This window comes from Pseudomonadales bacterium, from assembly GCA_024234215.1.
Lineage (GTDB): Bacteria > Pseudomonadota > Gammaproteobacteria > Pseudomonadales > UBA5862 > JACKOQ01.
On record JACKOQ010000001.1, the window covers coordinates 431,504 to 451,594 of the forward strand.

Genomic DNA, 20,091 nt, shown 5'->3' on the forward strand with positions numbered 1-20,091 from the left:
TCTGGTCTGGATTAGCTGCTCGACTGACCAGTCAACTCCAGCACGGTCGCCACGACGCGTTCGACAGTGATGCCGAAGTGCTGGAACAGCTGTTCGGCCGGCGCCGACTTGCCGAAATCGTTGATGCCGATCACCCGACCCTCGAGCCCGACAAAACGATACCAGCAGTCAGGATGGGCTGCCTCCACCGCGATGCGCGGCACGCCTGCCGGCAGCACCTGGTCACGGTAGTCGCTGCTCTGGGCCAGAAAACGGTCGGTCGAAGGCATCGACACCACCCGCACCGGCAGGGCGCGCTCGTCGAGCTGTTGCGCCGCACGCATCGCCAGCGCCACCTCAGAACCGGTGGCGATCACCACGGCCCGCGGCGGTTGTGCCGGCTCATGGAGGATGTAGCCGCCGCGACCAATCGCGGCAAGCTGTGCGGCATCGCGCGGCTGGTGCGGCAGATTCTGCCGGCTCAGTGCCAGCGCCGTCGGGCCGTCGCGGCGCAGCAGTGCCTCGCGCCAGGCCACTGCGCTCTCGACCGCGTCACAGGGGCGCCAGGTCGAGAGGTTGGGCGTGCTGCGCAGACCGGACAACTGCTCGATCGGTTGGTGGGTCGGGCCATCCTCACCCAGGCCGATCGAATCATGGGTAAAGACCCACACCAGCCGCTGCCGCATCAGTGCCGCCATGCGCACCGCGTTGCGGGCATAGTCGAGAAACACCAGGAAGGTGCCGCCGTAAGGGATGAATCCACCATGCAGCGCGATGCCGTTCATCATCGCGCCCATCGCAAATTCGCGGACACCATAGTGCAGGTAGTTGCCGCCGTTGTCGGCGCCGATCGATTGACTGCCGGACCAGTTGGTGAGGTTGGAGCCAGTCAGGTCGGCCGAACCGCCCAGCAGTTCGGGAAGCTGCGGCGAGTAGGTCTCGAGCGCCATCTGCGACGCCTTGCGGCTGGCGACGGTCACCCCTTGCTGTTGTAGCGATTCGATGTGGTGGTTGGCCTGGGCAAGAAAGTCGCTGGGCAGTGCACCACTCTGTCGCCGCTCGAATTCGGCGGCCAGTTCCGGGTGGGCGTCGCGGTAGGCCGCGAACAGCGCCTGCCACTGCCGAGCGAGCGCCGCGCCGCTGGCGCGGGCATCCCAGGCCACGCGAATCTCCTCCGGAATCACGAATGGCGGATGGGGCCAGTTCAGTTGCTGGCGCGCTGCCGCCACCTCCGTCGCGCCCAGCGGTGCGCCATGCACCGACTCGGTTCCGGCCTTGGTGGGTGCGCCGAAGCCGATGGTGGTTTTGCAGATGATCAGTGCCGGGCGGGTGGCTTCGGCCTTGGCAGCCTGGATCGCCGCTTCGATGGCGTTGGCGTCGTGGCCATCGATCGGGCCCAGCACCTGCCAGCCATAGGCGCGAAAACGGGCTGCGGTGTCGTCGGTGAACCAGCCCTCGACCTCGCCATCGATGGAGATGCCATTGTCATCATAAAAAAGGGTCAGCTTGCCCAGCCCGAGGGTGCCGGCCAGTGAGCAGGCCTCGTGCGAGATGCCCTCCATCAGACAGCCGTCACCGACGAACACCCAGGTGCGGTGGTCGACGATGTCGAAGCCGGGACGGTTGAACTGCTCTGCCAGCAACCGCTCGGCGAGCGCCATGCCGACTGCATTCGCCAGACCCTGTCCCAGCGGACCGGTGGTGGTCTCAACGCCGGGACAGTGGAGATATTCCGGGTGGCCGGCAGTCTTGGAGTCGAGCTGACGAAACCGGCGCAGATCATCCAGCGTCACGTCATAGCCACTCAGATGCAGCAGAGAGTAGAGCAGCATCGATGCGTGGCCATTCGAAAGCACGAAGCGGTCACGATCCGCCCACTGCGGTTGGCGCGGATCGTGACGCAGATGGTTGCGCCACAGCACGGTGGCCATGTCAGCCATGCCCATGGGCGCGCCGGGGTGGCCCGATTTGGCCTGCTCCACCGCATCCATGCTGAGGAAGCGGATGGCATTGGCGAGGGCATCTGACCGAGACATAAGACAACTCCGCTAGTGGCAACCATCGCCGCTGCGGGAGCAGCGGCTGTCGAAAATGGATACGCCGTGAAAACAGGGTCGCCATTTTCACCCATGCCATGCGGGGCAGCAATGAAGCTGGTAGCTGCAGGCAGATAGAAGGAGGGGAGGTGACCGCCTGTTCGAGCAGAGCGCAAGACAGGCCGGATGCCCTATGTGACGGTTGCGTGAAAAATTAATCCGCGAAACCTCTTGCCACGACTGGATTGGTCCGTATAATGCGCTGCTCTGACGGTTGCTGAGGGCGGCCGTGATCTTTAAGAGATTGGATCAAGCAATACGTGTGGGCGCTTTTACGGGTGTCGAGGACACCTGATAAGAGCGTACTCGTTGAACATTTGAGTTTGATGAAAGTATGTTCTGAGCAGACAGTGGTGCTTCGCTGAAGTTTGGCGGAGTGCTGCGAAGAGATGAAATAACTGAAGAGTTTGATCATGGCTCAGATTGAACGCTGGCGGCAGGCCTAACACATGCAAGTCGAACGGCAGCACAGAAGAGCTTGCTCTTTGGGTGGCGAGTGGCGGACGGGTGAGTAACACGTAGGAATCTACCCAGTAGTGGGGGATAACCTGGGGAAACCCAGGCTAATACCGCATACGCCCTGAGGGGGAAAGCGGGGGATCTTCGGACCTCGCGCTATTGGATGAGCCTGCGTCGGATTAGCTAGTTGGTGGGGTAAGGGCTCACCAAGGCGACGATCCGTAGCTGGTCTGAGAGGATGACCAGTCACACCGGAACTGAGACACGGTCCGGACTCCTACGGGAGGCAGCAGTGGGGAATATTGGACAATGGGCGCAAGCCTGATCCAGCCATGCCGCGTGGGTGAAGAAGGCCTTCGGGTTGTAAAGCCCTTTAGGTGGGGAGGAAGGCATTCATGCTAATACCATGGATGATTGACGTTACCCACAGAATAAGCACCGGCTAACTCCGTGCCAGCAGCCGCGGTAATACGGAGGGTGCAAGCGTTAATCGGAATTACTGGGCGTAAAGCGCACGTAGGCGGTTTGACAAGTGGGATGTGAAAGCCCTGGGCTCAACCTGGGAACTGCATCCCAAACTGTCAGGCTAGAGTATGGTAGAGGGGGGCGGAATTCCCGGTGTAGCGGTGAAATGCGTAGAGATCGGGAGGAACATCAGTGGCGAAGGCGGCCCCCTGGACTGATACTGACGCTGAGGTGCGAAAGCGTGGGGATCAAACAGGATTAGATACCCTGGTAGTCCACGCTGTAAACGATGAGAACTGGCCGTCGGGCCCTTCGGGGTTTGGTGGCGTAGCTAACGCGCTAAGTTCTCCGCCTGGGGAGTACGGCCGCAAGGCTAAAACTCAAATGAATTGACGGGGGCCCGCACAAGCGGTGGAGCATGTGGTTTAATTCGATGCAACGCGAAGAACCTTACCTGCCCTTGACATCCTCGGAACTTGTCAGAGATGACTTGGTGCCTTCGGGAACCGAGAGACAGGTGCTGCATGGCTGTCGTCAGCTCGTGTCGTGAGATGTTGGGTTAAGTCCCGTAACGAGCGCAACCCTTGTCCTTATTTGCCAGCGGGTCATGCCGGGAACTCTAAGGAGACTGCCGGTGACAAACCGGAGGAAGGTGGGGATGACGTCAAGTCATCATGGCCCTTACGGCCAGGGCTACACACGTGCTACAATGGTTGGTACAGAGGGCTGCTAACCCGCGAGGGCAAGCCAATCCCAGAAAGCCAATCGTAGTCCGGATTGGAGTCTGCAACTCGACTCCATGAAGTCGGAATCGCTAGTAATCGCGGATCAGAATGCCGCGGTGAATACGTTCCCGGGCCTTGTACACACCGCCCGTCACACCATGGGAGTGGGTTGCACCAGAAGTAGCTAGTCTAACCTTCGGGAGGACGGTTACCACGGTGTGATTCATGACTGGGGTGAAGTCGTAACAAGGTAGCCGTAGGGGAACCTGCGGCTGGATCACCTCCTTAAACGAATCCTTGAGCCTGTATCAGCGCTCACAACGTATTGCTTGATCGAAGATTTCGGTTCTTTCTGATGGAAGATCGCGGGTCAATCTGGGTCTGTAGCTCAGTTGGTTAGAGCGCACCCCTGATAAGGGTGAGGTCGGCCGTTCAAATCGGCCCAGACCCACCAGATGGCGCAGGGGTGCGGCGTGCGTGCGCATCGGGTCGACCGGGGCCGTAGCTCAGCTGGGAGAGCGCCTGCCTTGCACGCAGGAGGTCAGGAGTTCGATCCTCCTCGGCTCCACCACCTGATGAGAGCGCCTGGGAAGAAGACTGAAATCACAGATAGAGAAGAGAGAACGGCGGATTTCCTGAGTCCATCGTTCTCTGTCCTCTGGCAGAACGCTCTTTAACAATCTGGCTATGACGAATCACGCGAATCGGGCTTGCGCGAGCAGGTTTGATTGGCGTTGAGTGTGACTCAAGCGATAGGATTCTGAATGTATGTGTGTCACTGACCGAGACCTCTTGGGGTTATATGGTCAAGTGAACAAGCGCACAGGGTGGATGCCTTGGCAGCTGGAGGCGATGAAGGACGTGGAAGCCTGCGATAAGCTTCGGGGAGCTGGCAAACAAGCTTTGATCCGGAGATGTCCGAATGGGGAAACCCACTCAGGAAAACCTGAGTATCGCACACTGAATCCATAGGTGTGCGAGGCGAACCCGGGGAACTGAAACATCTAAGTACCCGGAGGAAAAGAAATCAACCGAGATTCCCTTAGTAGCGGCGAGCGAACGGGGATTAGCCCTTAAGTTGGCATTGTTCTAGTGGAACCCTCTGGAAAGTGGGGCCATAGCGGGTGACAGCCCCGTACACGAAAGGGCATTGCCGATGAAAACGAGTAGGTCGGGACACGTGGTATCCTGATTGAAGATGGGGGGACCATCCTCCAAGGCTAAATACTCCCAGCTGACCGATAGTGAACCAGTACCGTGAGGGAAAGGCGAAAAGAACCCCGGAGAGGGGAGTGAAATAGACCCTGAAACCCTGTGCGTACAAGCAGTGGGAGCCTGTCTGCGGACGGGTGACTGCGTACCTTTTGTATAATGGGTCAGCGAGTTATTCTCAGTGGCGAGGTTAACCGTATAGGGGAGCCGTAGGGAAACCGAGTCTTAATAGGGCGCCATAGTCGCTGGGAATAGACCCGAAACCGGGCGATCTATCCATGACCAGGGTGAAGGTTGGGTAACACCAACTGGAGGCCCGAACCGAAATCTGTTGAAAAAGATTCGGATGAGTTGTGGATCGGAGTGAAAGGCTAATCAAGCTCGGAGATAGCTGGTTCTCCTCGAAAGCTATTTAGGTAGCGCCTCTCGTATCACTCCTGGGGGTAGAGCACTGTTTCGGCTAGGGGGTCATCCCGACTTACCAAACCGATGCAAACTTCGAATACCAGGAAGTGTCAGCGAGGGAGACAGACGGCGGGTGCTAACGTCCGTCGTCAAAAGGGAAACAACCCAGACCGCCAGCTAAGGTCCCCAAGTGACAGTTAAGTGGGAAACGATGTGGGAAGGCACAGACAGCCAGGAGGTTGGCTTAGAAGCAGCCATCCTTTAAAGAAAGCGTAATAGCTCACTGGTCGAGTCGGCCTGCGCGGAAGATATAACGGGGCTCAAACTGTCCACCGAAGCTGCGGACTTGGCATTGCCAAGTGGTAGAGGAGCGTTCTGTAGGCCGATGAAGGTGAGTCGAGAGGCTTGCTGGAGGTATCAGAAGTGCGAATGCTGACATGAGTAACGACAAAGGGGGTGAAAAACCCCCTCGCCGAAAGACCAAGGGTTCCTGTCCAACGTTAATCGGGGCAGGGTGAGTCGGATCCTAAGGTGAGGCCGAAAGGCGTAATCGATGGCAAACAGGTTAATATTCCTGTACCGCTCGTTGCTGCGATGGAGTGACGGAGAAGGCTAGGCCAGCCTGGCGTTGGTAGTCCAGGTTTAAGCGAGTAGGGAGTGTGCTTAGGCAAATCCGGGCGCACAATCCTGAGACGTGATGACGATCCCTCCACGGAGGGAGAAGTGGTTGATGCCCTGCTTCCAGGAAAAACTTCTAAGCTTCAGGCAACGAGAGGCCGTACCCCAAACCGACACAGGTGGTCGGGTAGAGAATACCAAGGCGCTTGAGAGAACTCGGGTGAAGGAACTAGGCAAAATGGTACCGTAACTTCGGGAGAAGGTACGCCGCTTCGGGTGAAGGACCTTGCGTCTGGAGCCTGGGGCGGTCGAAGAAACCAGGCCGCTGCGACTGTTTATTAAAAACACAGCACTCTGCAAACTCGTAAGAGGACGTATAGGGTGTGACGCCTGCCCGGTGCCGGAAGGTTAATTGATGGGGTTAGCGAAAGCGAAGCTCTTGATCGAAGCCCCGGTAAACGGCGGCCGTAACTATAACGGTCCTAAGGTAGCGAAATTCCTTGTCGGGTAAGTTCCGACCTGCACGAATGGCGTAACGACAGCGGCGCTGTCTCCACCCGAGACTCAGTGAAATTGAAATCGCTGTGAAGATGCAGCGTTCCCGCGGCAAGACGGAAAGACCCCGTGAACCTTTACTATAGCTTTACACTGAACGTTGAGTTCGTCTGTGTAGGATAGGTGGGAGGCTTTGAAGTGTGGTCGCCAGATCGCATGGAGCCAACCTTGAAATACCACCCTGATGTGCTTGACGTTCTAACCTGGGCCCGTAATCCGGGTCGGGGACCATGTATGGTGGGTAGTTTGACTGGGGCGGTCTCCTCCCAAAGAGTAACGGAGGAGCTCGAAGGTGGGCTAAGCATGGTCGGACATCATGCGGTTAGTGCAAAGGCATAAGCGTGCTTGACTGCGAGATCGACGGATCAAGCAGGTACGAAAGTAGGACTTAGTGATCCGGTGGTTCTGTATGGAAGGGCCATCGCTCAACGGATAAAAGGTACTCCGGGGATAACAGGCTGATACCGCCCAAGAGTTCATATCGACGGCGGTGTTTGGCACCTCGATGTCGGCTCATCACATCCTGGGGCTGTAGCCGGTCCCAAGGGTATGGCTGTTCGCCATTTAAAGTGGTACGCGAGCTGGGTTCAGAACGTCGTGAGACAGTTCGGTCCCTATCTGTCGTGGGCGTTGGAGGTTTGAGAGGGGCTGCTCCTAGTACGAGAGGACCGGAGTGGACGAATCCTCTGGTGTTCCGGTTGTCACGCCAGTGGCATTGCCGGGTAGCTACGTTCGGAAGCGATAACCGCTGAAAGCATCTAAGCGGGAAGCGCGCCTCAAGATGAGATCTCCCGGGAGCCACGAGCTCCCCTAAAGGAACCATGAAGACTACGTGGTTGATAGGGTGGGTGTGTAAGCGCAGCAATGCGTTGAGCTAACCCGTACTAATTGCCCGTGAGGCTTGACCATATAACACCCAAGAAGTCTGGGTGACACACCGAAGAAAGAATCCGATCGAGTCACACCGTCATGGCCGGCCCACCCCAGGGTGGGAGAATCTGGCTTGCACCAAGCAAGCCGTCAGTTTGCCTGACGACCATAGAGCATTGGTACCACCTGATCCCATTCCGAACTCAGAAGTGAAACGATGCATCGCCGATGGTAGTGTGGGGTCTCCCCATGTGAGAGTAGGTCATCGTCAGGCTCCCAAAAAACAAAAGCCCCGCTTCAACAACGGGGCTTTTGTGCTTGATGAAACACTGCACCGCAGTTGCCGGCCAGAGGGCCTTGCACTAGAATTCTCCGGCTCGGCGCAGTGCCGAAGCTGCTGGCGTAGCTCAGTTGGTAGAGCGGCTGATTTGTAATCAGCGGGTCGGGGGTTCAAGTCCTCTCGCCAGCTCCATGTTCCCTCCTCTTCTGGCATCTCGCCAAGGTTTCCCCGGCTCTGCGTGCCGCTCACAACAGCGTGCGGAACAGCCTTCGCTTGGCGAACTCGGTGCACACCAGATAGCCGGCAGTGATGGCGAGCACCGCCGCCAGCACGTTCGCCGGCAGCGGCGTGAACTCGAACAGCGCGTGGCTCGCCGGCAGGTAGGGCAGCGCGATCGCAACGCCGGTCAGCGCCAGCGTCAGACTCCACAGCAGCGTGCCCGGCCGGCTGCGCCAGGCGGGGCGGGCGGTGCGCACCACCAGCAGCACCCACAGCTCGGTCAGCAGCGACTCCACGAACCAGCCGGTGCGAAAGTGGGCCGGTGCGCCATCGGTCAACCACAGCAGCAGCGCAAAGGTGAGGCCGTCGAACAGCGAGCTGATGAGGCCAAAGGTGAGCATGAAGCGGCGGATGGCGGCCACGTTCCAGCGGTGCGGCGTCTGCACGGCCTCCGCGTCCACCCGGTCGGTGGCGATGCCCATCGCCGGCAGGTCGGACAGGAAATTGTTCAGCAGGATCTGCTTCGGCAGCAGTGGCAAAAACGGCAGAAACAGGCTCGCCGCCGCCATGCTGATCATGTTGCCGAAGTTGGCGCTGGTGGTGGTGTAGATGTACTTGAGCGTGTTGGCAAAGGTGCTGCGGCCGAATTCGATGCCGCGGCACAGCACGTCAAGATCGTGCTGCAGCAGCACGAAATCGGCCGCCTGCTTGGCGACGTCCACTGCCTGATCGACCGAGATGCCGGCATCGGCGGCGTGCAGCGCCGGCGCATCGTTGATGCCGTCGCCCAGATACCCCACCACGTGGCCGGAGCGCTTCAAGGCCAGGATCAGGCGCTCCTTCTGGTTCGGGTCGACCTCGGCGAACAGGTCGGTGTCGACCACCCGCTGCCACAGCGCCTCGTCGCGCATGTCGTCGATCTGCGCGCCGGTCAGCACCACCGGTTCCGCGATGCCCACCTCGCGCGCCAGGTGCGCCGCCACCAGGCGGTTGTCGCCGGTGATGATCTTGACCGCCACGCCCAGACGCCCGAGGTCGGCCAGCGTGCGCTCGATGCCGGGCTTGGGCGGGTCGAAGAACAGCAGAAAGCCCTCGAAGCAGAGGCCGGTCTCGTCGCTCGCGTGGTAGGCGGGCCGCTCGTCGAGCCTGCGGCTGGCCACCCCGAGCACGCGGTAACCCTGTTCGCTCCACGCGGCAAAGCGCTGTTCGAGGGCGGCCCGTTGCGCGTCGTCGAGGGCGACTTCGGCCTCGCCCAGGCGCAGGCGCTCGCACACTGCCAGCACGCTGGCGAAGGCGCCTTTGGTCAGCAACGTCGGCGTGCCATCCGGCCCGGCGGCGACGATGGACAGGCGCTTGCGCAGAAAGTCGTAGGGGATTTCGTCGAGCTTGCGCCAGGCGGCGGGATCGAGCCCGGCCGGCACGCCGGCCGCCTCGATGGCGGCGTCGAGCGGGTTGTCGATGCCGGTCTCGAAGTGGGCGTTGAGGTAGGTGAGCTGCGCCACCCGCGCCGAGGGCTGCCCATCGCCACCCAGTGCGCCGTCGAGCTTGATCACCCCCGCCGTCAGCGTGCCGGTCTTGTCGGTGCACAGCACATCCATGCTGCCGAGGTTCTCGATGGCGGCGAGCCGGCGCACGATCACGCCCTGGCGGGCCATGGCGCGGGCGCCGTGCGACAGCGTGAGGGTCATGATGGCCGGCAGCAGCTCCGGCGACAGCCCCACCGCCAGCGCCACCGAGAACAGCAGCGCCTCCACCACCGGCCGCTCGAAGTGGACGTTGATGGCAAACACCGCCAGCGTCAGCGCCACCATCACCTGCGTCAGCAGCGCGCCGAAGCGGCGGATGCCAAGCTCGAACTCGGTCGGCGGCGCGCGCCGGCGCAGGCGGTGGGCGATGGCGCCGAACGCCGTGCCGGCACCGGTCTCGACGATCAACGCCCGGGCGGTGCCGCTGCGCACCGAGGTGCCCATGAACACGCAGCCGTGGCGCTCGGCGAGGCCCGCCTGCGGCGGTGCCGTGCCGGGGGTTTTCTCGACCGGGAAGGTCTCGCCGGTCAGCACCGCCTCGGTGACGAAAAAATCCTTCGCCTCCAGCAGCACGCCGTCGGCCGGAATCAGGCTGCCGGCGGCGAGCTGCACCACGTCGCCCGGCACCACTGCCTCGGCCGGCAGGCTCACCGTCGCGCGGTCGCGCAGCACCGTCACCCGCGCCGCGACCTGTTCGCGCAGCGCCGCCACCGCCGCCGAGGCGCGGTACTCCTGCACGAAGCCGAGCCCGCCGCTGCCGAGCACGATGCCGAGCACAATGGCGGCGTCGAGCCACTCGTGCAGGTAGAGCGACAGCAGGCCGGCGAACAGCAGGATCAGCACCAGCGGATCGGTGAACTGCTTCAGCAGCAGCGCCAGCGGCGCCAGCGCCGGGCCGTCCGGCAGGCGGTTCGGGCCGTGCTCGGCAAGGCGGCGGGCGGCTTCGCTGCTGGTCAGACCGGCTGCGCCACTGTGCAGTGCGGCATGGAGTTTCGGTGTTGGCAGGGACCAGTAGGCATCCAGCGCTTCATCGGCCATGAGACGATCCCATTGATGGCATTGATAACCGGTCAATGGGCCAAGTGTATCGATTTTTCCACTGTCGTGGTCTGTTGCCGATTCGAGTTGCTGTTGCGGAAGCGAGCGGCATCGTCGATACGGATGCTTGAGAAAGTGATGCCGCTCTTTTACTGTGCCGGTGGGTTGCTGCTCATGGATTTCGGGAGTGTCTCCTTTACTGTCCGACCGGTTCCGAGGTGTGTTTATGGCTTTTTATGAAGAGAAGATCTTGCCGGGTCTGCTCGATCTGGCCTGCTCGACACGCGATGTGATGGCGCTGAGAGCGAAGATCGTGCCGCTGGCGCGAGGCCGGGTGCTCGAGGTTGGCATCGGTTCCGGGCACAATCTGGCTCTGTATGACTCCGGTCAGGTCGAGTTGGTCTGGGGGCTGGAACCCTCGGCCGGGATGCGCGGTCGGGCTCAGCGCAACCTGGCCCGCTCCGCAGTCGAGGTGCGCTGGCTTGATCTGCCGGGCGAGCAGATTCCGCTCGAAGACAACAGCGTCGACACCGTGCTGTTGACCTTTACCCTTTGCACCATTCCGGATTGGCGCCTGGCGCTGCAGCAGATGGCGCGGGTGTTGAAACCGGGCGGTAAATTGCTGTTCTGCGAGCATGGCCGGGCACCCGATGTGGCAGTCTCCAGATGGCAGGATCGATTGAATCCGCTTTGGAAGCGTCTCTTCGGCGGCTGCCACCTCAACCGCCCGATCGCTGACTGTCTGGCCGAGGGCGGCTTTGCCATCGAGCAGCTCGACAGCAACTATGCCGAGGGCATGCCCCGCTTCGCTGGCTACATTTCGATGGGACAGGCGGTCAAGGGTCAGTGACCTGGCGATGCACCTGTATGCGCTGCCGATCGATGAAGCGCTGGCCCGCCTCAATACGACAGCGGAGGGTCTGAGCGAGGCTGAGGCCGCGCGGCGTCTCGCCAGCTTCGGTGTCAACGAAATGGAAGCCTCGGCGCGGGAACCACTGTGGCGCGGCGCGGCGCGGCAGGTGACGCATTTCTTCGCGCTGATCCTGTGGCTGGCGGCGGCGCTGGCGTTCGTTGCAGAGCATTACCAGCCGGGGCAGGGCATGGCCACGCTGGGCGCGGCGATCCTGGGCGTGATCGTCATCAACGGCGCGTTCTCGTTCTGGCAGGAGTACCGCGCCGAGCGGGCACTCGATGCCCTGCAGCGCCTGCTGCCGCACGCGGTGCGGGTGCAGCGCGCGGGCGTGGTGCGCCTGGCGCCGGCGCGCGAGCTGGTGCCGGGGGATGTGGTGCTGCTGGGTGCCGGCGATCAGGTGCCGGCCGACTGCCGGGTGCTGGAGGCCTACGCGGCGCGCGTCAACACCGCCACGGTGACCGGCGAGGCGCTGCCGATGACGGTGTCGGCCGAGCCCTCCACGGCCGCGGAGGCACTGCACGCGCGCAACCTGCTGCTGGCCGGCACGGCGCTGGTGGCCGGCGAGGCGCGCGCGGTGGTGTTCGCCACCGGCATGCACAGCGAGTTCGGGCGCATCGCGCAGCTCACGCAGGCCACGAGTAAGGGGCTGTCGCCGTTGCAGCAGGAGATCACGCGCCTGTCGCGCTGGGTGGCGGCGCTCGCCGTGGCGCTCGGCGTGACCTTCTTCGCCATCGGCCAGGCGCTCGGGTTGCCGCTGTGGGGCAACGTGCTGTTCGCCATCGGCATCATCGTCGCCAACGTGCCGGAGGGGCTGCTGCCGACGGTGACGCTGGCGCTCGCCATGGGCGCGCAGCGCATGGCGCGGCGTCGGGCATTGATCCGCCACCTGCCGTCGGTGGAGACGCTCGGCTCCGCCACCGTGATCTGCACCGACAAGACCGGCACGCTGACCGAGAACCGCCTGCGCGTGCAGCGGCTGCACGTGGATGGCAACAGCGTCGCGGTCGATGAATGGACTGCCCCGCCGGACGCGCCGCTGCTGGCGGTCGCCGCCCACTGCCACGCACTGGCGGCGGAGGCGGCGGTGGATGTCGCAGCGCTCGACCCGCTGGAGGCGGCGCTGATCGACTTTGCGCGCGAGCGCGGCGGCGCGCCGGCGGTGGAGATCCTGCAGGTGCTGCCGTTCGATTCCGAGCGCCGGCGCATGGCGGTGCTGGTGCGGCAGGGCGGCGAGCGGTTGCTCTACGCCAAGGGCGCGCTCGAAGCGCTGCTGCCGCTGTGCAGCGCCGTGCGCCACGGGGACGCGATCGTGCCGCTCACCGATGCCGCGCGCGCGGCGGTGCTGGCCGCCGAGGCGCAGCTCGCGGCGGACGGACTGCGGGTGATCGCGCTGGCGAGCCGCCCCGTCGCGCCCGACACCGCGCCCGTCACCGCTTTTGGCGCCACGCCCGAGCAGCTCGAACGCGACCTGGTGCTGGCGGGCCTCGTCGCCCTGCATGACCCGCCGCGACCCGAAGTGCCGGCCGCCATCGCCCGCTGCCGCAGTGCCGGCATCCGCACCATCATGGTCACCGGCGACCATCCGCGCACGGCGCTGGCGGTGGCGCGGCAGATCGGTCTGGCCAACAGCGAGCACTCGACGGTGGTCAGCGGCGAGCGCCTGGCGCGCCTGACCGACACCGAGCTGCAACTGCTGCTCGACGGGCCGGAGGTGCTGTTCGCCCGCGTCAGCGCCGAACAAAAGCGGCGCATCGTCGCGGCGCTCAAGCGCCGCGGCGAGATCGTCGCCGTCACCGGCGACGGCGTCAACGACGCCCCGGCGCTGCGCGAGGCGCACATCGGCATCGCCATGGGCGTGGCCGGCACCGATGTCGCCAAGGCGGCGGCCGACATGGTGCTGCTCGACGACAACTTCGCCACCATCGTCGCCGCCGTCGAGGAAGGGCGCGGCGTGTTCGACAACCTGCGCAAGTTCCTCACCTACATCCTCACCTCGAACATCCCCGAGGTGGTGCCCTACCTCGCCTTTGCGCTGCTGCGCATCCCGCTGCCGCTGACGGTGATCCAGATTCTGGCCGTGGATCTGGGCACCGACATGCTGCCGGCGCTGGCGCTCGGCGCAGAACGGCCCGCCGCGCAGGTGATGCAGCGCCCGCCGCGCCGCGCCAGCGAACGGCTGATCGACGGCGCGCTGATCGCACGCGCCTACCTGTTCCTGGGTCTGCTCGAAGCCGGCGCCGCCATGGCGGCCTACTTCTTCGTGCTGCACGCGGGCGGCTGGCAGTACGGACAGCAGCTGGCGCCCACCGACCCGCTGTACCGCGCCGCCACCGGCGCGTGTTTGGCCGCCATCGTGCTGATGCAGGTGGCGAACGTCTGGCTGTGCCGCTCCGCGCGCGGCGGGCTGTTCGCCGGCAACGGCCGGCCGAGCCCGCTGCTGTATTGGGGCATCGGCTTCGAACTGCTGCTGCTGGCGGCAATCCTCTACACGCCCTGGGGCAACGCGCTGTTCGGCACCGCGCCGTTGGCGATGGATGCGTGGTGGTTCATGCTGCCGTTCCCGCTCGCGATGCTGGCGCTGGAAGAGGCGCGCAAGGCGGTGCGGCGGCGGTGGAGCCAGGTGGCGGCGGGCTAGGGAGATCGACCCAGACTGCGCTACCATTCAAGTTTGAACCGATGCATCTGTCCCCCATGACCACCAAGCGCAAAAAGAGCGACTTCGATCAATCACTCACCCGGCTGGAGAGTCTGGTCACCACGCTCGAACGAGGTGACATCCCGATCGAGGAGGCGCTCGACCTGTTCGAGCAGGGCGTCAAGCTGGCACGAGAATGCCAGGGCAGCCTGCGGGATGCCCAGCAGAAGGTGGAGATCCTGCTCGCCGATGGCGAAACCCGCCAACCCTTCGAGCCGGCGGAATGAGTGCAGCCTTCGACCAGTGGGCCGACCCACATCGGCGGCGGCTCGAAGCGCTGATCGACCACCACCTGCCCGCGGCCGATCCGGCGGCGGCCCGCCTGTTCGAGGCGATGCGCCATGCGATGCAGGGCGGTGGCAAGCGGATTCGTCCGCTGCTGGTCCATGCGGCCTGCGAAAGCTGTGGTGGCACGGCAGAGGTCGCGGAGCTGCCGGCCCTGGCGGTCGAGCTGATCCATGGCTATTCGCTGGTGCATGATGACCTGCCGGCGATGGATGATGACGACCTGCGCCGTGGCCGTCCCACCTGCCACATCGCCTTTGACGAGGCCAGTGCGATTCTGGCCGGCGATGCCTTGCAGAGCCTGGCCTTCGAACTGTTGGCGACAGCCAGCCAACCCAGCGTCGAACTGCGCATGGCGATGGTGCTGACGCTGGCGCGGGCGGCCGGTGGTGGCGGAATGGTGGGCGGACAGGCGCTCGATCTGGCCGTTGAGGCGCGCCATGACCCGCCGCTGACGCTGGCCGAACTGGAGTCGCTGCATGCACGCAAGACCGGTGCACTGCTGCGCGCCAGTGTCAGACTGGGTGCACTGGCCGCAGGGGAGCAGGATGCGCTGCGGCTCACGGCGCTCGATCGTCATGCCGCGGCCTTGGGGCTGGCCTTTCAGATCCGGGATGACATTCTCGATGTCGAGGGTGAGACGGCGCTGCTCGGCAAGCGGCAGGGTGCCGATGCCGCGCGTGGCAAGCTGACCTATCCGCGGCTGCTGGGCATGGATGAGGCCAAGGCGCGGGCCGAAGCGCTGCATCAGCAGGCGCTGGCGGCGCTCGAACCCCTCGGCAGTCGGGCCTGGCCACTGCGCGCACTGTGCGAGCAGTTGCAGCAGCGCAGCCACTGAACGGCGCCGGTCGGCATGAGAGTGAAAGCGGCCGACGGTGGTATGATTTGCAATCAAATCAATTTCTGTTGTCGCCGCGTTTTGTCGGGCTGAACCATGCCGGTCACTTTTGACGAAATTCCTAGACAGCGGCCAGCCACGCCGCTGCTCGATCAGATCGACATCCCGGCGCAGCTGCGTGACCTGCCGGAGCAGCAGTTGCCGCAGCTCGCCCGTGAACTGCGTGAGTATCTGCTCTACACCGTCGGCCAGACCGGTGGCCACTTCGGCGCCGGTCTGGGCGTGGTCGAGCTGACCATCGCGCTGCACTATGTGTTCGACACGCCGCATGACCGGCTGGTATGGGATGTCGGCCATCAGGCCTATCCGCACAAGATTCTGACCGGTCGGCGCGAGGCCATGGCCGGGCTGCGTCAGCAGGGGGGTATCTCCGGCTTTCCGAAGCGGAGCGAGAGTGATTACGACACCTTTGGTGTCGGCCACTCCAGCACCTCGATCGGTGCCGCACTCGGCATGGCGCTGGCCAGCAGGCTCAAGGGCGAGCAGCGCCACCATGTGGCGGTGATCGGCGATGGGGCGATGACCGCGGGCATGGCCTTCGAGGCACTGAACCATGCAGCCCACGTCGGCAATGACCTGCTGGTGGTGCTGAACGACAACGACATGTCGATTTCGCGCAATGTCGGCGGGCTATCGCAATATCTGGCGCGCATCTGGGCCGGCAAGACCTACAACTCGGTGCGCCAGGGCAGCAAGCGGCTGCTGAGCCGCATTCCGCCATTCTGGGAGCTGGCGCGCCGCACCGAGGAGTACATGAAGGGGATGGTGGCCCCCGGTGTGTTGTTCGAGGAGCTCGGCTTCAACTACATCGGTCCGCTCGATGGCCACGACCTGCCGGCGCTGGTCAAGACGCTGAGCGACATGAAATTTCTGCCGGGTCCGCGACTGCTGCATGTGATCACCCGCAAGGGCAAGGGCTTCGCACCGGCCGAGCAGGATCCGATCGGTTACCACGCCATCTCCAAGCTCGAGACCCGGCAGGGCGAGCTTTTGACTGTCGTCAACAAGGGACAGAAGTACTCCAGCATCTTTGGCCAGTGGCTGTGCGACATGGCGGAGCAGGAGCCGCGGCTGATCGGCATCACCCCGGCGATGGCCGAGGGCTCAGATCTGGTGACCTTTTCGCAGCGCTATCCGCAGCGTTACTGTGATGTCGGCATTGCCGAGCAGCATGCAGTGACCTTGGCTGCCGGCATGGCCTGCGAAGGGGCCAAGCCGGTGGTGGCGATCTACTCCACCTTTCTGCAGCGGGCCTATGACCAGTTGATCCACGATGTCGCCATTCAGAATCTCGACGTGCTGTTTGCGCTCGACCGCGCCGGTCTGGTGGGCGAGGATGGCGCCACCCATGCCGGCAGCTTCGACCTGAGCTACCTGCGCGCGATTCCGAATCTGCTGGTGATGGCGCCATCGGACGAGAACGAGACGCGGCAGATGCTCTGCACCGGCTTCATCCATCCAGGACCCGCGGCCGTGCGCTACCCGCGCGGCACGGGGCCGGGGGCCGAGGTGGTCGAGGCGATGAGCGCGCTGGAGATCGGCCGCGCTCTGGTGCGGCGCCAAGGACGCGAGGTGGCGCTGCTGGCCTTTGGATCGATGGTGCGCCCGGCGCTTGCCGCCGCCGAACGGCTCGACGCCACCGTGGTTGACATGCGTTTCGTCAAACCGATCGATGAAGCGCTGGTGCTGCGGCTGGCCGAAAGCCACCAGCTGCTGGTGACCATCGAAGAGAATGTGGTGATGGGGGGCGCTGGTTCAGCGGTGAACGAGTGCCTGGCCGCACACGGCGTGCTGATGGCGCCGCTCAATCTCGGTCTGCCGGACCGCTTCATCGACCATGGCAAAACGGCTGCGCTGCTGGCCGAATGCGGGCTGGATGCCGAGGGCATCTGTCGGTCGGTCGAGGCGCGCCTGCCGCGTCGGGAGAGCGCGGCAGGGCTGGGGTGAGACCGTGTGGACGGGCGAGATCACTCCTCGTCGCAGCGGGCCATGCCGCTGCGGTCGAGCAGGTGGCCGAGCTTGTCGGCCTTGGTGGCCAGATAGCGCAGATTGTGCGGGTTCTGGCCGGTCTCCAGCGGAATTCGCTCCACCACCTCGACCCCTTGCCGTTGCAGTTGTTCGACCTTGCGCGGATTGTTGGTCAGCAGCCGCACCCGGCTGACGCCGAGCCATGCCAGCATTTCACCGCACATGCCATAGTCACGCAGATCGGGCTCGAAGCCGAGCCGCTGGTTGGCCTCGACGGTGTCGGCGCCGCCATCCTGCAGGTGATAGGCCCGTATCTTGTTGATCAGACCAATGCCGCGTCCTTCCTGGCGCAGGTAGAGCAGCACGCCGCGGCCGGTCTCGGCAATCTGCTGCAGCGCGCTTTGCAGCTGTGAGCCACAGTCGCAACGCAGGCTGAACAGCGCGTCGCCGGTCAGACACTCCGAATGCAGCCGGATCAGCACCGGCTCACCGCCGCCGATCGACCCCAGTGTCAGCGCCAGATGCTCCTTGCCGGTCGCTTTGTCTTCGAAGGCATGCACCTCGAACTCCCCCCAGGGAGTGGGTAGTGCCGCCGATGCGATATGTTGGACTGCCACACGCCACCTCTTGAACAGCAAGCCGGCGATTTTAGCAACGAACACGCAGCCGAGGCGAATGCCCTGCTGAGCCGGCTGGGCGTTTCAGGTTATTTTTCGACCAACTCCAGCATGCCCTGACGTTCGGAGAGCTCGACGTGCCGCAAAAAGCTCATCCCCAGCAGGATCTGCTCGGGCAGATCACCCTCGAGAATGGCCGCCTCGACCTGATGTACGGTGATCTCACCGACCGTCACCTGCTCCAGCACGACCCGGTAGGCTCTCACCTGGTGGCTGGCCGTGGTGACCATGGACTCTTCGCCCCGGTAGCGAAAGTCGATGCCAAGCCGACGTGCCTCGGTTTCGCTCATGGCGATGGCCGTGGCGCCGGTGTCGACCAGCATGGAGACGCTCAGACCATTGATGCTGCCCTGGGTCAGGTATTGCTGCCGGGCATCCGGCACGATGGTGGCCCGTGCGCGCTCTCTTGGCACAAAGCGGTCGCCGATCTGCTCCGAGAGCCGCAACGGCCTGCGCTCGCCATTCACCTCGACCACGGCCCCATGCGGATCGGCCGAAATCAGGCGGACTCCGGCGTAGGCCGGCTCGCCCACCCGCAACATCTTCGGTTGACCATTGATGGTCAGCAGTGCCGCGCCATTGAACAGTCCGGAGATGGCAATGTCTGGTGCCCTGGCGAAGGCGGTGACTGGTGCGGTCAGAAGCAGCAGTGTGATCCAGGCTGTACGACGCATGGGATTCATCCAGATTGGGCCTGAATAAACCTTAGCACGCCCGCTGCCGATGTGAATGGCGGTCACCCGTTCGGATGCACTCGACTTGGCCTCCGCGCGGCGCTGTCGCCCCAATCTGGCGCAGGATGGTGTCGAAAAACCGCAACGGGGCTTCCCATCGGCCGGAATGGGCCTCCATGCATCATTGGCATGTAACTTGTCTTGAGTATTTTTTGAGAAATGCCCTGTGTTCATGGAGGTTGATTCCCATGCTGTCCCACTCTCGCCATCTTGCCCTGCGCGGTGATGGAACGATGCAGTCGAAGTCTGACATCGACGCGCTGATCGACGGTTTTGCCAGCTTCAAGCAGGAGTATCTGGCGCGCCACCATGGGCAGCAGAAGCTGAAGATGCAGAATCTGTCGACGCCAAGGGTGATGGTCGTGGGTTGCTGTGACTCCAGGTTCGATCCGGCCATCATCACCAACTCCGACGCCGGCGACATCTTCGTGGTGCGCAACGTTGCCAACCTGATTCCGCCCTGCCAGCCCGACAAGCACTACCAGGAGACCCCGGCAGCGCTCGAATATGGCGTCTGTTACCTCGATGTCGAAGAGCTGATCGTCATGGGGCATGGTCGCTGCAACGGCCTGCGCACGCTGCTGCACCGTCTGATCGATGGCTCTTTGGCCAGCCATCCGCTGGCGGAGTGGACCGAAATCGCCGAGCAGGCTGCCGAACAGGTGTTGCGCGCGGGGTTCCGCAGCGATCTCGATTGGCAGGTCGACCAGTTGAGCCGCAAGGCGCTGTCGTTGTCGCTGAACAACCTCGAGCGCTATCCCTTCATCGCCGCGCGCCTGAACGAGGGGACATTGCGATTGCGTGGCTGGTATTTTGATCCCGACTCAGCCGCCCTCGAAGAGCTGGACAGAGCCAGTGGTCAATTCCGATGGCTGTGCTGAGCTGTTTCATGCCGTCTGCTGGCGAAGCGTCACACAAAAAAGAAAACCCCGGTGCACACCCACCGGGGTTTTCATTGGGTCTGCCTCCAGTCTGTCAGCATTTTTGATGCCAGAATGAAAAAACAGTGACCTTGTCTGGGCCGAAAGGCTTGTCGCCGGTGTGCCGAGTTGGTTAAGCTGGTGCGGCATGGAGTTGGCCAGACAATCGCTCTGCCTGGTTGCAGGTGGGGAGGAAAGTCCGGGCTCCACAGGGCAGGGCGCCAGGTAACGCCTGGGGGGCGCGAGCCCACGGAAAGTGCAACAGAAAAGATACCGCCCGCTGGCGACACATCGTCGGTGTGGTAAGGGTGAAATGGTGCGGTAAGAGCGCACCGCACGGGTGGCAACACGCGTGGCATGGCAAACCCCGCCCGGAGCAAGACCAAATAGGAATCCATCGGTGCGGCCCGCACCGGATTCGGGTAGGTCGCTAGAGCCGCGGAGTGATTCGCGGCCCAGATGAATGATTGTCCTCGACAGAACCCGGCTTATCGGCCGGCTCCATGCACCCTTCCCCTTCTCATCTCTGCTTCGATTGAACCGTTGCACGGCGA

At 63.4% G+C, this 20,091-nt stretch carries 10 protein-coding genes, 3 tRNA genes, 3 rRNA genes and 1 other RNA gene; 13 read left to right on the forward strand and 4 right to left on the reverse strand.

The features are described from left to right. Positions 1–11: 11 nt before the first annotated feature. A complete protein-coding gene (tkt, locus tag H7A13_02135) occupies positions 12–2,015 on the reverse strand; it encodes a transketolase (GenBank protein MCP5332154.1) in 2,004 nt (667 codons plus the stop codon). A gap of 455 nt (positions 2,016–2,470) precedes the next feature. On the opposite strand from tkt, the gene H7A13_02140 reads away from it, so the two are divergent. The 6 genes from H7A13_02140 to H7A13_02165 all read left to right on the forward strand — a co-directional run bounded on the left by H7A13_02140 (position 2,471) and on the right by H7A13_02165 (position 7,856). Next, positions 2,471–4,015, forward strand: a 16S ribosomal RNA gene (locus H7A13_02140). Positions 4,016–4,101: 86 nt separating this feature from the next. Continuing rightward, positions 4,102–4,178, forward strand: a tRNA-Ile gene (locus tag H7A13_02145). Positions 4,179–4,219: 41 nt separating this feature from the next. Then, a tRNA-Ala gene (locus H7A13_02150) sits at positions 4,220–4,295 on the forward strand. 226 nt (positions 4,296–4,521) lie between these two features. After that, positions 4,522–7,444: ribosomal RNA gene (locus H7A13_02155) — 23S ribosomal RNA — on the forward strand. 98 nt (positions 7,445–7,542) lie between these two features. Beyond that, a 5S ribosomal RNA gene (gene rrf, locus H7A13_02160) occupies positions 7,543–7,658 on the forward strand. Together the 16S, 23S and 5S rRNA genes with 3 tRNA genes alongside form the textbook arrangement of a ribosomal RNA operon. Before the next feature lie 122 nt (positions 7,659–7,780). Further along, positions 7,781–7,856 (forward strand) — tRNA-Thr (locus H7A13_02165). Between the two features lie 53 nt (positions 7,857–7,909). Here H7A13_02165 and mgtA read toward each other — a convergent pair. Further along, the gene (gene mgtA / locus H7A13_02170; protein ID MCP5332155.1) at positions 7,910–10,447 is read right to left on the reverse strand and encodes a magnesium-translocating P-type ATPase; all 2,538 of its coding nucleotides are present in this window, start codon (positions 10,445–10,447) and stop codon (positions 7,910–7,912) included. A gap of 226 nt (positions 10,448–10,673) precedes the next feature. Between mgtA and H7A13_02175 the strand changes: the two genes are divergently transcribed. The 5 genes from H7A13_02175 to dxs all read left to right on the forward strand — a co-directional run bounded on the left by H7A13_02175 (position 10,674) and on the right by dxs (position 17,185). Beyond that, positions 10,674–11,297, forward strand: a complete 624-nt coding sequence (locus H7A13_02175) for a class I SAM-dependent methyltransferase (protein MCP5332156.1) — start codon at positions 10,674–10,676, stop codon at positions 11,295–11,297. Positions 11,298–11,304: 7 nt separating this feature from the next. Next, positions 11,305–13,995, forward strand: a complete 2,691-nt coding sequence (locus H7A13_02180) for a cation-transporting P-type ATPase (protein MCP5332157.1) — start codon at positions 11,305–11,307, stop codon at positions 13,993–13,995. Between the two features lie 56 nt (positions 13,996–14,051). Further along, positions 14,052–14,282, forward strand: a complete 231-nt coding sequence (locus tag H7A13_02185; GenBank protein MCP5332158.1) for an exodeoxyribonuclease VII small subunit — start codon at positions 14,052–14,054, stop codon at positions 14,280–14,282. Then, on the forward strand, positions 14,279–15,178 hold the full coding sequence (locus H7A13_02190) for a polyprenyl synthetase family protein (GenBank protein ID MCP5332159.1): 900 nt from the start codon (positions 14,279–14,281) through the stop codon (positions 15,176–15,178). The genes H7A13_02185 and H7A13_02190 overlap by 4 nt, the downstream gene beginning before the upstream one ends. Before the next feature lie 96 nt (positions 15,179–15,274). After that, positions 15,275–17,185, forward strand: a complete 1,911-nt coding sequence (dxs, locus tag H7A13_02195) for a 1-deoxy-D-xylulose-5-phosphate synthase (protein MCP5332160.1) — start codon at positions 15,275–15,277, stop codon at positions 17,183–17,185. A gap of 20 nt (positions 17,186–17,205) precedes the next feature. On the opposite strand, the gene ribA is transcribed toward dxs, so the two are convergent. After that, positions 17,206–17,823, reverse strand: coding sequence for a GTP cyclohydrolase II (gene ribA / locus H7A13_02200; GenBank protein MCP5332161.1), 618 nt, complete (start codon positions 17,821–17,823; stop codon positions 17,206–17,208). Positions 17,824–17,912: 89 nt separating this feature from the next. After that, entirely contained in the window at positions 17,913–18,557 is a 645-nt protein-coding gene (locus H7A13_02205) for a TIGR02281 family clan AA aspartic protease (protein MCP5332162.1), read from the reverse strand. 293 nt (positions 18,558–18,850) lie between these two features. Between H7A13_02205 and H7A13_02210 the strand changes: the two genes are divergently transcribed. Beyond that, positions 18,851–19,498 carry a carbonic anhydrase gene (locus H7A13_02210; protein MCP5332163.1) on the forward strand — a complete coding sequence of 216 codons (648 nt, stop codon included), beginning with the start codon at positions 18,851–18,853 and terminating at the stop codon, positions 19,496–19,498. A 189-nt stretch (positions 19,499–19,687) separates the two neighbouring features. Then, positions 19,688–20,044: RNase P RNA component class A (rnpB, locus tag H7A13_02215), an RNA gene on the forward strand. The last annotated feature ends 47 nt before the right edge of the window (positions 20,045–20,091 follow it).